The organism is Kitasatospora sp. NPDC088391, assembly GCF_044753345.1.
In the GTDB taxonomy this organism is placed as follows: Bacteria; Actinomycetota; Actinomycetes; order Streptomycetales; family Streptomycetaceae; genus Kitasatospora.
On the sequence record NZ_JBIVNB010000009.1, the window covers coordinates 189,260 to 202,688 of the forward strand.

Consider the following 13,429-nt stretch of genomic DNA (forward strand, 5'->3'; position numbering starts at 1 on the left):
CGCCAGGGGCCACCGTGCACGCCGTAGCTTTCTCCCAGTGGTCCGGACCACCGGACCGCCCCCGAGCTCGGACGGAGCAGAGATGAGCGGACTGGTCGACCGGTACCTGGACATCGCGGTGGCCCACCTGGAACGGGTCAGGGCGGAGGAGGGGGAGAACATCGAGGCCGCCGCCGAGCTGCTGGCCGAGGCCGTCGAGCACGGGCGGCGGATCTTCACCTACGGGGCCGGGCACTCCTCGCTGGCCGCCCAGGACGTGGTCTACCGGGCCGGCGGGCTGGTCGTGATGAACCTGCTGAACGTGCCGGGGATGACCGGCGTCAACGTGATGCCCGCGCACCTGGGCAGTGCCCTGGAGCGGGTCTCCGGGCTGGCCACCACCACCCTGGACCTGACCCCCGCGCGCAGCGGCGACCTGCTGTTCCTGATCTCGCTCTCCGGCCGCCAGGTGATGCCGGTCGAGCTGGCCCGGCACGCCCGCGACCGCGGCCTGAAGGTGATCGGCGTGACCTCGCTGGCCTATCCCGGCGCGGTGTCCTCGAACCACTCCTCCGGCACCTACCTCAAGGACAACTGCGACGTGGTGCTGGACAGCAAGATCGGGCTCGGCGACGGGGAGCTGGAGCACCCCGGCGCGGGCGCCCCGTTCGGCTCGGTCTCCACCATCGTCACCAGCGCCCTGATGCAGTCCGTCACGGCCTCGGCGACCGCCAAGCTGGCCGACCGCGGCATCACCCCGCCGCTGTTCCGCTCGGGGAACGTGGACGGCGGCACCGAGTGGAACAACAAGGTGATCGCCGACAACGCCGACCGGATCTTCTACGCCTGGTGACGGCGGCCCCCGCGCCGACCCGCTCCATTCGGCCAACTCCTTTTCCGTTCGCGTAAGTTCGTCCGTCACTGGGAAGGACTCCCGAGACCGGTGAGACGGCGCTGCGGGGGCGGGGATGGCGGCTGGGGCGGGGCGTTCGATCGGCTTCGTGCGGGAGCAGGACCTGCTCCCGCGCCTGTTCTGGGCCGCCGACGGCGCGTCCCTGCTGGGGCAGACCAGGGCGGTGGCGCTGTCCCGCTGGGAGCTGCTGCTGCTGGTCGGCGCGGCCTTCGCAGGCTCCGCCGACGGGGCGCTCTGGGCCTGGGCGGCGGCGCTCGCCTACCTGGGCGCGCTGTTCACCGCCGTCGTGGTGGCCTGGCAGAACCCGCAGCGGCTCTGGTACGACGGCCGGGCGGTCGCCGAGTCGGTGAAGACCCTGGTGTGGAAGTACGCGGTGCGGGCCGACTCCTACCAGCCGCCGCCCCGCAAGCTGCCGGACGCCGAGCGCCTCTACGACATCCAGCTCGCGGGCATCCTGGGCGAGTTCGACACCGACCGGGTCACCCCGGGGGTGGCCGAGGAGCTGCGCGGCTGGCGGGCCCCGGCCCGGCACCCGCAGATCACCGAGACCATGGAGCGGCTCCGCGACCAGCCGTTGGCCGTCCGCCGGGAGACCTACCTGCGCGAGCGGGTGCAGAGCCAGCGCGAGTGGTACCAGGCCAAGGCCGTGCAGTGCCGCAACGCCACCCGCCGGGTCGGCCGGCTCGCCATCGTGCTGCCCGCGGCCGGCCTGCTGCTCGCGGTGCTGCGGGCGGTCGGCGAGTTCAGCTTCGACGCGCTGGGCGCGATCTCCGCGGTGGCCGCCTCGATCGCCGCCTGGGCGCAGTTGCGCCAGTACCGCCCGCAGGCCGCCGCCTACACCCTCGCGGCGGCCGAACTGTCCAAGGTGGAAGCCCAGTTGGCCACCGTGGACCTCTCCTCGCCGGACGCCGAGGAGACCTGGGCCCGGCTCGCCCGGGACGCCGAGGACGCGATCTCCCGGGAGCACACCACCTGGCAGGCCCGCCGCGAGGTGCGCAGCCTCGACATCCCCAGTTGAACAGGAGGGTCCGCGTGGCGACACGGAGGATCGAGACGCCGGACGGCGGCGTGCTCGCCGTCGAGACGTCCGGAGACCCGTCCGGGACACCGGTGTTCCTGCTCCACGGCACCCCCGGCAGCCGGGTCGGGCCCGCCCCGCGCAGCGCCGTGCTGGCCCGGATGCGGGTCCGGCTGATCTCCTTCGACCGGCCCGGCTACGGCGACTCGACCCGGCTGCCGGGCCGCAGCGTGGCCGCCGCCGCGACCGACGCCACGGTGATCGCCGACGCCCTCGGCCTGGACCGGTTCGCGGTGGTCGGCCGCTCCGGCGGCGGGCCGCACGCGCTGGCCTGCGCCGCGCTGCTGCCCGACCGGGTCCGCCGGGCCGCCGCCCAGGTCTCACTGGCCCCGCGCCACGCGGACGGCCTGGACTGGTTCGCCGGGATGACCCCGTCCAACGAACGGGCCTACCGGCAGGCCGAGTTGGGACAGCCCCGGATCGCCGGCCAGTTCCAGGTCCGGTCCCGGGTGATCCGCCGCGACCCGGCCCAGCTGATCCGCAACCTGGTCCCCGAGCTGACCCCGCCGGACCGCACCGTGGTCGCCGACATCGGCATCCGCCGGATGCTGCACTCCACGTACCGGCAGGCCTTCCGGTACGGCGCCGACGGCTGGATCGACGACGTGCTGGCCTTCATCACCGACTGGGGCTTCGACGTGGAGAGCATCCTGACGCCGGTCCGCCTGTGGCACGGCGCCGACGACAAGTTCTCCCCCGTCGGCCACTCCGCCTGGCTGGCCGACCACATCCCCGGCGCCCAGCTCTACCTGGAGCCGGGCGCCGCGCACTTCGGCTCGCTGAAGGAGATGACCGACGCCATCCGCTGGGCCGCCCGCCCCTGAGCGGCCGGGCGGGCGGAAGGGGGCGGGGCGCACCGCGCGGTGCGCCCCGCCCCCTTCCGCTCCGCTACAGCGGCTGCGGCTCCAGGTCGCGGTTGGTGCGCTGCCAGCTGCGGGCGGCGACCACCGACGGGTGCTCCTCCCCGAACAGCTCGACCAGCGCCGCGATCGCCTGCATCCGCAGGCTCTCGGCCTCGCTGCGCCGCCCGGCCGCCCGGAGCGTGACGGCCAGGTTGGCCTGGCAGATCAGCGCGTCGGGGTGGTTGACGCCGTACCGGGCGGCGAGCCCGTCGTAGGCGGTCCGGGCCAGGTCCTCGGCCTCGGCGAGTTCGCGGGCCTCGGCGAGGGCGTTGGACAGGTTGATGGTGGAGTTGAGGGTGAACGGGTGCGCCCGGCCGAGGACCCGGGCCAGGCCCTCGCTCGCGGTGCGGCCGTGCCGGACGGCGCCCCCCAGGTCGCCGGAGCCGCGCAGGTAGATGGCGAGGTTGTTCTCGCAGGCGAAGGTGAAGGGGTGGTCGTCGCCGAACAGCCGGCGGTGGCCCTCGTAGGCCTCGGTGGCGATGTCGCGGGCGGTCTCCTTGTCCCCGGCCGCGCTGTGGTCGGCGGCCAGGTTGAGCCGGCAGGCGAGGGCGTCGGCGAAGTCGGGGCCGAACAGGTCGACGTAGCGCTCGTAGGTTCGCTCGGTCAGTTCGCGGGCCTCGGTGTACTGGCCGGCCCGGCGGAGCGAGACGGCGAGCGACTTGGCGTTCCGCAGCTCCTCGGGGAGGTCGGACTGCGGGAGGTCGGCGAAGGCTTCGGTGACTTCGCGCAGCAGGTCCGCGGAGCCCTTGTAGTCGCCCATCTCGCGCAGGTCGCGGGCCAGGTTGGACTTGGTGCCGAGGGTGTAGGGGTGGTGCGGGCCGCGGACCGCGACGTTGCGCTCGAAGGTGTCCTGGTCGAGGGCGAGCGCCTCGCGGCTGTTGCCGACCAGGCGGTGGTCGATGGCGAGGTTGTTGGCGACGGTGAGGGTGCGCGGGTCGTCCTCGCCGAACAGTTCGACGAACTGGCCGTAGGTGTCCTGGTCGAGGGTGAGCGCCTCCTCGAACCGGCTGAGGTAGCGCAGGTCGGCGGCCATCGAGTTGGCGGTCATCAGGGTGTACGGGTGGTGCTCGCCGAGGAGTTCGCGCTGGCCGGTCAGGGTGGCCTGGTTGAGGCCCAGCGATTCGGTGTACGCGCCCTGGGAGCGCAGCACGTTGGCGATCTGCAGGCGCAGGCTGAGGATCTGCCGGCGCCAGATCTTCTGCTCGGCCGGGTCGGGCTCGGTCTCGGAGCGCACCGTCCAGTTGGCGTCGAGCTGGCGGCCGAGCTGCAGGGCCTGGTCGAGGTCGACGCGCTTCCACAGGTAGCGGACCCGGTCGATGAGCAGTTCGCGGACCTCGCGCTCGTCGCAGTCCTGCGCCCGGGAGGGGGTGAGGTGCGGCCAGATCTTCTCCAGCGTGGGCCAGTTGGCGGGGTCGTCGGTGTCGCCGCGCTGCGGGCGGGCGTGGACCAGGATGCGGTGCACCTGGTGCATGGTGGAGTTGCGGTCGGCCTCGCTCATGCCGCTGCGGACCACGGCCTGCACCAGCCGGTGGACCTGGAAGGAGTCGGAGCCGGCGTCGGTCTTGGCGAGGGCGTACCGGCTGACGGCGCGCAGCACCTTGCCGAGCAGGAAGGTGTCGGTCAGCTCCTCGTCGTAGGGGTACAGCGCGATCCGCATCTGCTCGGAGAAGAAGAACTGGCGCAGCGAGATCGGCTCGGGCGCGAAGAACGCGCACAGCTCCAGCAGCCGGACGGCGGCGGGCGACTGCTCGCGCAGCCGGGCGATCGAGACGTTCCAGGTGAGGCCGACGGGCGTCGGGTAGTCGACCGGGGTCTCGCCGGCCGCGAGGACCCGGGTGGCCTCGGCCTTGAGCTGGCTGACGTAGCTGTCGACGGGGGTGCGGGTGGTCTCCAGCCAGGCGGCGGCGACCTCGACGGCGAGCGGGAGGTCGCCGACGGCCTCGGCGACCCGTTCGGCGTCGCCGCGGGACAGGCCGCGGACCCGGCGGGTGAGGTGGTCGACGGACTCGGTGCGGTCGAAGACGTCGACGTTGAGCACGCCGGCCTGGCCGGACCAGCCCTGGTTGCGGGAGGTGACCAGGATGTGGCCGGGGCCGTCGGGGAAGAACCGGCGGATCTCGGCGGGCTCGTCGGCGTTGTCGAAGATCAGCAGCCAGTTGGGGGTGGGGATGCCCTGCCGGAGGGCGTCGCGGGCGGCCTGGGCGGCCTCGTTGACGTTGTCGCCGACCCGCAGTCCGAGCCGGCCGGCCAGTTCGGCGAGGTCGACGACGACGTTCTCGCTCTGCTCGGCGTCGATCCACCAGACCAGGTCGTAGTGCGACATGTAGCGGTGCGCGTACTCCAGCGCGACCTGGGTCTTGCCGACGCCGCCGAGGCCGTACAGGGTCTGCGGCGGCGGCAGCACGGCGGTGGTGCCGCCGGCGAGTTGGGCGCGCAGGTCGTCGAGGACCTTGACCCGGCCGGTGAAGGAGTGGTTGCGCTGCGGGACCTCCCAGTAGGTGGGCTTGGTCCCGGGGAAGCGCGGCGCGCCGGGGCTGCGCTCGGGCAGTTCGGCCTCGGTGCGGCCGAGGGCGCGCAGCAGGGCGGTGGCGGCGGCGGGTTCGTCGCGGCCGATCAGGTCGACGGGGTTGCGGCTGTTGTAGGGCGCGTTGAGGCGCACGTCGGAGACCCGGACCGGGATGAGCTGGCGGCGGGCGCCGGCCGGGTCGGCGAGCACGGTGCGGTCCCACAGCGCCTGGGCCTGCGGGGACTGCAGGTAGGAGGAGGAGAGCAGCGCGACGGTGCGGTACGCGGAGTCGATGCCCCGTCCGGTGGCCTCGCGCGGGTTGGCGCCGACGCCGAAGTCGCGCGGGACGACCCGGTAGCCGGCGTCGGTGAGCAGCGCGGAGACCCAGTCGGCCCAGGCCCGGTCCTCGGGGACGTAGCTGAGGTACAGGTCGGCGGGGGCGGTGGGGCGGCGGCGGGCGAAGCCGTCGAGGTGACGGAGTCTCAGGTCCTCGGACATCGGCGGCAGTCCGGCGACCCGGCTCTGGGTGATCTCCCGGGTGAGGCGCTCGTTGGCGGCGAGCATCGAGCCGGGCAGGCCGGGCTGGTCGCCGAACGGGGAGAGGATCTCCTCGTAGGCGTAGAACGGCCGGTAGGGGATCTCGACGCCGGCCCAGTAGCGGGCCAGGTCGGCCTCGCCGAAGCCGGCGGGCAGTCCGGCGAACTTGATCCGGGCCAGTGCCCGGCCGGCGTCGGCCTTCTCCTTCTCGCCCTCGTCGATCCGCATCGGGACGGGCAGGATGCGGATGGCGCGGTCGCCGTAGCGGTCCTCGATGACCCGGGCGATCCGGGAGGCGCCGTCGATGGACTGGTCGCTGAGGGTGAAGCAGACCACCAGGTCGTCGGGCATCTCGACGGTGCAGATGTCGGCGGTGTCGGTGAGGCCGGTGCGGCTGTCGATCAGCACGTAGTCGTAGCCGCGCTTCATGTCGGCGCGCAGCGACTGGATGAAGCGCCGGCCCTCGTAGCGCTCGTACAGCAGGTCCCAGTCGAGCCGGGCGACCGAGTAGTCGCGGTTCTGCTGCCCGGCCGGGACGAGGTCGATCCGGCCGGCGCCGGGGAAGTGCGGCCAGGCCAGCGAGAGGGCGTGCGGGTGGATGCGGGCGAAGTCCTCGATCCACTCGGGGTCGCGGTCGATCGGCCGGCGGGCCTCTTCGAGGTAGTCGGCGAACAGGTCCATGATGCCGGTGGTGGCGGCGACCACGTCCGGGTTGAGGAACGGCCGGAAGAACTGCGCGAGGCCGGGCGCCTCCAGGTCCCAGTCCACGACCAGCACCCGGTAGCCGTTGGCGGCCAGGATCCAGGCGGTGTTGGCCAGGGCCATGGTGCGGCCGGTGCCGCCCTTGTAGGAGTAGAAGGTGATGATCCGGCCGTGGCGGTTCTCCACGGTGGCGTCGCGGCGGCGCGCCTGGATCTGCGGGCCCTTCGCCGGCCTCTCGGTCATGACGTTCCCTCCCTCGGGCCGCTGGTGCCCGCCGTGTTCCCGCATGCCGTGCCACCGGACGGAATCCCGACCTTCCGGCGTCCTGCTCTGTCCGTTCCGCGGCCGCGGTCAGGGGCCGATGCTGGGTCTGCGCTCCCCGGTGCCGCTGTCCGGCCGGTTGGCCTGGTGGTGCTGTTCGTGGGCGGTGCAGGCGCGCATCACGGCGCGCTCCATCTCCCCGCGGAACTCCTCCAGGCTGCCGGGGGCGCCGCCGGCGCCGTCCTCGCGCAGGCTGGGCTTCTGCCGGGCGCCGCGGCTGACGGTCAGCACGCTGTCGCCGATCTCGTTGAGCATCCGCTCGTGGTCGCGGCTCTGCTGGTCGTCCCGGTTCCAGGGCTCGACGATGGCGACCGAGCCGAGGTTGCGCCGGTCGAGCCGCCGCACCGCCTCGGCCCGCCGCCCGTCCAGGAAGGCCCACCGGTCGACCAGCAGCACGCAGGGCGCGGACGGGTGGTCGCCGGTCAGCAGGTGCTCCGACTCCTCCTCGAACTCCCGCACGGTGGGCTGGAACCCCATGTTCCGGGCGACGTCGGCGGCGTCCTGGGCGAGCGGTCGGGAGGAGTCCGGCCGGTACGGCTGCCAGTCGATCCGCTGCTCGCCGTACCAGGCGGCGCTGCGGTTCGGCGGCAGTTCGGGCCGGTGGTAGGAGAACACCGAGATCCGGACCTTGTCGGCGACGTCCGGCGGGTCGAAGGCGGACGGCTGGGACTCGAAGTCGAGCACCTGGCCGGCCGGGATGACGGTCTGTTCGGCGACGTCCACGATCCGCTGGGCGAGCCGCCAGACCGCGGTCTGGTACTGCGAGCTGTACGTGGCGATCTTCATCAGCGCGTACAGGCCCTCGGCGGCGTAGTCGCCGCCGAAGCTGTCGTGGTTGAACTGGAGCTCGCCGGCCACCCGGGGCAGCGGGTAGTGGTCCATCGGCACCCACAGCGCGGGCACGATGCCGGTCATCCGCTCGGCGGTGGGCCGCCGCTGGTAGACCGAGCGGCGGCTGAACAGGTGCCACTCCCGGCCGCACGCCTCGGACTTGAAGTACCGGGGCGAGTACAGCGGCACGAACACCCGGCAGTTCGCCAGCTCCCGGGACAGCCGCTCGGCCCACTTCTGGCCCTGGTGCATGGAGCGGTCCATGAACCCGATCGGATGCCCGGCGGGCGCGTCGGTGATCTGCAGGATCGCCTCGCACAGGTCCTGGTGCAGCTTGGCCACCCACAGGTTGGGGTCGGCGGAGCCCCGTGAGCTCATCCTCGGCGTGTGCGCGTAGCTGAGGAAGAAGTACGGCCTCGGCGCTTCCTTGCCCCGACCCGCTGGGCTGTTCACACGCGCCTCCCCCGAGCCCGCCTGTCACCTGTTCCCCGAAAGGGTCTCAAGTGTAGGAAGGCCGACGGCCCCAATGGAATAGGGCCTTGATCCGACCAGGGCTCAATTGTCCCTGTCGCGGTACCAGTTGTCCGCCAGATCGATCGCTTCGCGGATCGGCATCAGGAAGCAGTCGGCGTCGCCGAGCCGGCCCTCCACCAGCTCGGCCAGCCCCCGGGAGAGCTGCACCCCCATCGCGGGGAAGTGCGCGTCCTCCAGCCGCGTGCCGGTGAACCGCTCCCAGCGGCGCCCGCCGTCGGGGGTGCGCACCACGCAGCTGTAGTCCTGCGGGCGTCGGTCCGGCTGCCAGTACTCCAGCAGGTGGAGCGGGGTGCAGCACCACACCGGCACCCCGATCATCAGGCAGCGCGCCGGGCTGTCGTAGAGCCTGCGCACCGGCGATCCCTCGCCCAGGTGGCTGGCCAGCGGGTGGACGCCGGTCAGCTCCGCCGCGGCGGGGCCGAGCGCGGTGAAGGAGGTCTGCGGGTGCGGGCTGCGCAGCGCGCCGGGCGTGCGCCGCACCGTCTCGGCGAGCAGGCCCATGGTGGGTGAGGCGGGGGTGGTCGCGGCGTCCCAGGCGGGCATCCGGTCGTGGTATTCGTCCAGTTGGGCGGGCGTCAGACCGGCGGTGGCGGCTCGGTAGTAGGGGGAGGTGCGGGAGTTCTCGGGTGTAGCGGTGTAGACCACGAGCGTTCCGTCCGCCCCCAGCGCCTCCCCGAGCGCCTTCACCACCCCCCGCGCGCCCTCTGCGACCGGTCCGATCGACCGCAGCGAGGACTGCACCAGCAGGGTCTCGCCGGGGCGCACGCCGAGCCGCCGCAGGTCGTCGGCCAGCTCCCGGACGCTGCGGCCGGGCCCGGTCCGGGGCGGGGCGGCGGGCCGGGCGGGGGCCGCCGCGCGCACGGCGGTCGCCCGGCCGCCGACCGCGGTCACCGCCGGCCCACCGTGCCCCGCCGGGCCGCGAGGTCGGCGGCGGCGGCCTCCCGGGCGGCCTCCTCGGCGGCCGCGCCGACCGGCAGCTCCAGGACCGGGGCGAGCGCGGCCCGCATGCCCTCGGCGAACCGCAGGCCGAGCGGGGTGAGCGAGCCGGAGCCGGCCAGCGTCCCGATCGCGGCGGCGGTGTGCGCCCGCCAGGTGGCCAGCTGCAGCCGGGCCGCGGCCGCGGCGTCGCCGCGGATGCCGTCGAAGGTCCGCACCCGGCTCGCCCAGTACGCCGCCACCGCGAGGTGCGCGTAGGTGCCCTGCAGCAGCCCCTCCAGCGGGCGCGGGTCGGGCCGCCAGGGGGCGTAGTAGAGCTGCCGGTCCTCCTGGTCGTACAGGTCGTACAGGTCGAGCACGGCGCCGAGCTTGACGTGCTGGAACTCGTGGGCGAGCAGCAGCGCGAGCACCGGGGAGGTGCTCGGCCGGGCGATCCCGACCGCGCCGAAGGCCTGCCGGGCGGCGGCGCTGATGTCCCGCCCGTCGGTGCCGGGGGCGAGCGGCGTGACGGTGCCCAGGCCGGCCGCGATGCCCGCCGCGTACTCCGGCAGGTCCCGGCCGAGCAGTTCCCAGGCTTCCCGCAACGCGCCCGTCCAGTCCAGGAGTTCGGCCTCGGCGAGGCGGCCCGCGGCCGGCCACTGGTGGCTGTCGCGCTGCGGGTCGGTGTCCTCCAGGGCGAGCGCCCAGCCCGGCAGGACGACCCGGCGGACGGGCTGCCACCGGTCGTCGCCCGGCCGGTCCCAGCGGACGGTCTGCCCGTCGCAGTGCAGCCCCTCGGCGTCGCCGCGCAGCACCGCCTCGGCCCGGCCGTCCAGCCGCAGCCGGCCGAGCGTGGGCAGGTGCAGCCAGCCGGAGCGCACCGGGAGCAGCAGTTCGAACTCCGACCGGGCCCGCAGCGCGGCGGCGGCGGCCAGTTCGGCCAGCCCGCCGAGGTCGGCGCGCCCGTCGCCGCCGAGGCAGTGCACCGCCCAGGCCCGGGTGTACGGGTGGGCGAGCACCGCGTCCAGCGCGGCGGGCGCGCGGCGGTCGGTCTCCGCCACCAGTTGCCAGGCCGGGCTGCCGGCCGGGGCCCCGACGGCGGCCACCAGCCTTCGGGAGAGCTCCAGTTGGGCCTTGGCCAGGGCGCCGACCGCGGCTTCGCCGCCGAGGCCGCGGGCCAGTTCGTCGAGGTGCCCCTCGGTGAGCGGCCGCCGGTCCTGGGCGGGCACGGCGGTGGGGGGCTGGACCCGGTCCCGGATGGTGGTGATGAGCTTCAAGAGATCCCCGCAGTACACCGACGGGTGGTCGAAGCCCCCGCCGGTTCGGTATCGGTGGGCGTAGAGTCCGCCGCCGCAGGAGCGGACCACCGGGCAGGCCCGGCACGCGTCGGCGAGCCCGGCCAGGCCGGACTGGCGCTCCAGCATCCCCGGGTGGCGGGCGACCTCGTCCAGGGTGTGCGCGAACACGTCGAAGCCGGTGGCGGGCGCGCCGTCGTAGGCGGTCTTCAGGCTGTCGGCCTGCTCCAGCGTCCCGTCGGTCTCGATCACCACCAGGTCGGCGGGGTCCAGGCCGAGCGACTCGGTGAGGCTGGAGCGGCCGCGCAGGGTGCGGTGCACCGAGTCGAAGATCCGCACCGGGACGGGGCGGCCCCGCTCGCTCCAGTGCCGGTGGATCGCCAGCAGCCAGTCGGCGTGGGGCGTCGGCCCGGCGCCCTCGGGGCGGGCCGGCGGGTGGTCCCAGGTGGCGTGCGGCAGCAGGAAGTCGATCCGCGGCGGCCGCTCGGCGACCAGGGCCTCGTACACCGCGATCGGGTCGTTGGCGACGTCGATCGTGCACAGCAGCCCGGCGTACAGGTGCCGGAACTCCGGTGCGCGCAGCAGTTCCAGCGCGGCCAGCACCTTGGCGTGGCTGGAGCGGCCGTTGGGGAAGAGCCGGTGCCGGTCGTTGGCGAGCCGGTCGCCGTCCAGCGAGACGCCGACCTTGATGTCCTGTTCGGCGAACAGCTCGCAGAAGGCGCGGTCCAGCAGCACGCCGTTGGTGTGGATGCGCAGGTCCAGGGCGCAGCCCGCGGGCAGCGCCGCGCGCAGCAGTTCGGCGGCGCGCCGCAGCCGGGCCGGGCCGGCCAGCAGCGGCTCGCCGCCGTGCAGCACCACGTGGACGGCGGGCAGCCGGTGCGCCCGCGCGTGTTCCCCGATCCGTCCGGCCGCCCGTTCCAGCACTTCGTCCGGGGCGGCCCTGGGCCGGCCGCGCCAGCTCGTGTCGGCGTGCTCGTACACGTAGCAGTGGTCGCAGGCCAGGTCGCAGCGGCTGTGCACCTTGAGGACGAACTGGCTGAACGGGACGGGCTCGGACGTCATGGGTCGAACCGATTCGGCGTGGTCCGCCCGATCAGATCGAGGACTGGAAGGCAGCCACCGCCACCTGACCGGCCGCGGCGGCCGGCAGCACCCGTTCGATCTGTGCCGCGAGATCCTCGGCGTCGAGGGCGGCGAGATCCGCCATCGTGGCGCGTTCGAGAGCGACCTGAGCCCCGGTCAGGTCTTCGGCCGGTGCGGCGACGAGTGCAGTGGTCATGGCGTTGCCTTCTTCAATTGAGGCGTGGGCATGGGGGAAGTGCCGCAGCGGGTGGAGAACCTCAAGAGCGCAAGCCGATGCCGCAGTGTCTCACTGCGGCATGACACCTGGACGAGCATAGCCCCGCCCGGTTCCCCCGCGCATCAGGTTCCAAACCGATACAACCGCTTCTCCCGCAGGACACAAGGAAGTTGACGATTCGCCAGCTCCGCACCCCTGGCAAAGATCACCCGGTCGGCGGTACCTCCCCTCGCGCACTGCTGCTATTGCGCGACCCTCGAACTGACGGACCACCGGGCGGCGCCACCCGGTGGAACGGGCTTCGCCCGCTACCTGACCAGCAGTTCGGCGGCGGTCACGACCGCCAGGCACCAGGTGCTCAGCGTCAGCGCCCGGGTCGCCCGCACCAGCGCGGCCGTGCCGCGCGCCTCGGGGCGGTCGGCCCCGCCCTTCCGGTTCCTCATCGGAACTCCTCTCCGCGACCGGCGGAGGGCGGTCCTCCGCACGGCGGCGCCCCGGACCGATCCGGCGCACCACGCGGACAGTGAAGCGGGAGTGCCCGGTGCCGCCGGACCGAAACCGGACGGAACCGAACGAACCGGTCACCGGGCGAAGCGGCCTGACGCCCCGTCAGGGGCACAGCCGTTCGACCCGCCAGCCCTCGCCGTCGGCGACGTAGCGGAGGCGGTCGTGCAGCCGGTTGGCCCGCCCCTGCCAGAACTCGACGGTGCTCGGGACGACCCGGTAGCCGCCCCAGAACGGCGGGACGGGGACGCCCTCGCCCTCGGGGTAGCGGGCGGCCAGCTCGGCGTAGCGCCGCTCCAGCACCTCGCGGCCGGCCACCGGGCTGGACTGCTCGCTGGCCCAGGCGCCGAGCCGGGAGCCGTGCGGGCGGGTCCGGAAGTAGGCGGCGGTCTCGTCCCGGCCGACCTTCTCGACCCGCCCGCCGATCACCACCTGGCGGGCCAGCCCGATCCACGGGAACAGCAGCGAGGCGTACGGGTTGGCGGCCAGCTCGACGCCCTTGCGGGAGCCGTAGTTGGTGTAGAACACGAAGCCGCGCGGGTCGTAGCCCTTGAGCAGCACGGTGCGCGAGGAGGGCACCCCCGCGGCGTCCGCCGTGGAGAGCACCATCGCGTTGGGCTCCGCCACCCCGGCCTCGCCGGCCTCCTGGAACCAGCGGGCGAACTGGCGGAACGGGTCCTCGGCCAGCCCTCCCTCGGCCAGCCCGTCGTGCTGGTACTGCCGGCGCATCGCGGCGGGGTCCGGACCGGACCTCCCCTCGGCGGGCGCGGACTGGTCGCTCGGGTGGCGTTCCGGGGTAGGCACATCTCCCATCATTCCGTACGACAAGCACCGGGCGTCGCTGCGCCTGTCCGAACCGCTGGGGATATGGTGGCTCGCCACCGCTTCACGACCCACTGCCCGGGGAATCGTCCGGTTTTCACCGGCCCGCCCCGGAAAATCCGCCGAGGACGCCGGAGACGACAGGGGTTCGGGCGGCCCGTGGGGGAAACATCACCGTCGTGGTGTATGGCGCAATGCACTCCGTGCCTGACACTCTGACACCGAGTGCCAACCACCATCGGCCTCCGGCCTGCCGCCCCACCACGGCGGTCCGCCGCGTCGGATCACTG

At 73.8% G+C, this 13,429-nt stretch carries 10 protein-coding genes; 3 read left to right on the forward strand and 7 right to left on the reverse strand.

The features are described 5' to 3' along the window. The first annotated feature begins 82 nt into the window (after positions 1–82). From ACIQBJ_RS25710 to ACIQBJ_RS25720, 3 genes are all read left to right on the forward strand, one after another. A complete protein-coding gene (locus tag ACIQBJ_RS25710; protein ID WP_400715045.1) occupies positions 83–832 on the forward strand; it encodes a sugar isomerase domain-containing protein in 750 nt (249 codons plus the stop codon). 148 nt (positions 833–980) lie between these two features. Next, a complete protein-coding gene (locus ACIQBJ_RS25715; RefSeq protein ID WP_400715047.1) occupies positions 981–1,910 on the forward strand; it encodes a DUF4231 domain-containing protein in 930 nt (309 codons plus the stop codon). Between the two features lie 14 nt (positions 1,911–1,924). After that, positions 1,925–2,794 (forward strand): alpha/beta fold hydrolase, encoded by an 870-nt coding sequence (locus ACIQBJ_RS25720; protein ID WP_400715049.1) that lies wholly within the window; start codon positions 1,925–1,927, stop codon positions 2,792–2,794. Between the two features lie 64 nt (positions 2,795–2,858). Here ACIQBJ_RS25720 and fxsT read toward each other — a convergent pair whose 3' ends face one another. From fxsT to pdxH, 7 genes are all read right to left on the reverse strand, one after another. Continuing rightward, the gene (fxsT, locus tag ACIQBJ_RS25725; protein WP_400715051.1) at positions 2,859–6,860 is read right to left on the reverse strand and encodes an FxSxx-COOH system tetratricopeptide repeat protein; all 4,002 of its coding nucleotides are present in this window, start codon (positions 6,858–6,860) and stop codon (positions 2,859–2,861) included. A 108-nt stretch (positions 6,861–6,968) separates the two neighbouring features. Then, a complete protein-coding gene (locus tag ACIQBJ_RS25730) occupies positions 6,969–8,222 on the reverse strand; it encodes a TIR-like protein FxsC (RefSeq protein ID WP_400715053.1) in 1,254 nt (417 codons plus the stop codon). A 102-nt stretch (positions 8,223–8,324) separates the two neighbouring features. Further along, positions 8,325–9,194, reverse strand: a complete 870-nt coding sequence (locus ACIQBJ_RS25735) for an aminoglycoside N(3)-acetyltransferase (protein WP_400715055.1) — start codon at positions 9,192–9,194, stop codon at positions 8,325–8,327. Further along, on the reverse strand, positions 9,191–11,575 hold the full coding sequence (locus tag ACIQBJ_RS25740) for an FxsB family cyclophane-forming radical SAM/SPASM peptide maturase (protein ID WP_400715057.1): 2,385 nt from the start codon (positions 11,573–11,575) through the stop codon (positions 9,191–9,193). The genes ACIQBJ_RS25735 and ACIQBJ_RS25740 overlap by 4 nt, the downstream gene beginning before the upstream one ends. A 31-nt stretch (positions 11,576–11,606) precedes the next feature. Then, positions 11,607–11,792, reverse strand: a complete 186-nt coding sequence (fxsA, locus tag ACIQBJ_RS25745; RefSeq protein ID WP_400715060.1) for an FxSxx-COOH cyclophane-containing RiPP peptide — start codon at positions 11,790–11,792, stop codon at positions 11,607–11,609. 329 nt (positions 11,793–12,121) lie between these two features. Next, positions 12,122–12,256: a hypothetical protein gene (locus tag ACIQBJ_RS25750; RefSeq protein WP_400715062.1), complete on the reverse strand. Its 135-nt coding sequence runs from the start codon at positions 12,254–12,256 to the stop codon at positions 12,122–12,124. Between the two features lie 166 nt (positions 12,257–12,422). Continuing rightward, the gene (gene pdxH / locus ACIQBJ_RS25755; protein WP_400715064.1) at positions 12,423–13,130 is read right to left on the reverse strand and encodes a pyridoxamine 5'-phosphate oxidase; all 708 of its coding nucleotides are present in this window, start codon (positions 13,128–13,130) and stop codon (positions 12,423–12,425) included. Between the last annotated feature and the right edge of the window lie 299 nt (positions 13,131–13,429).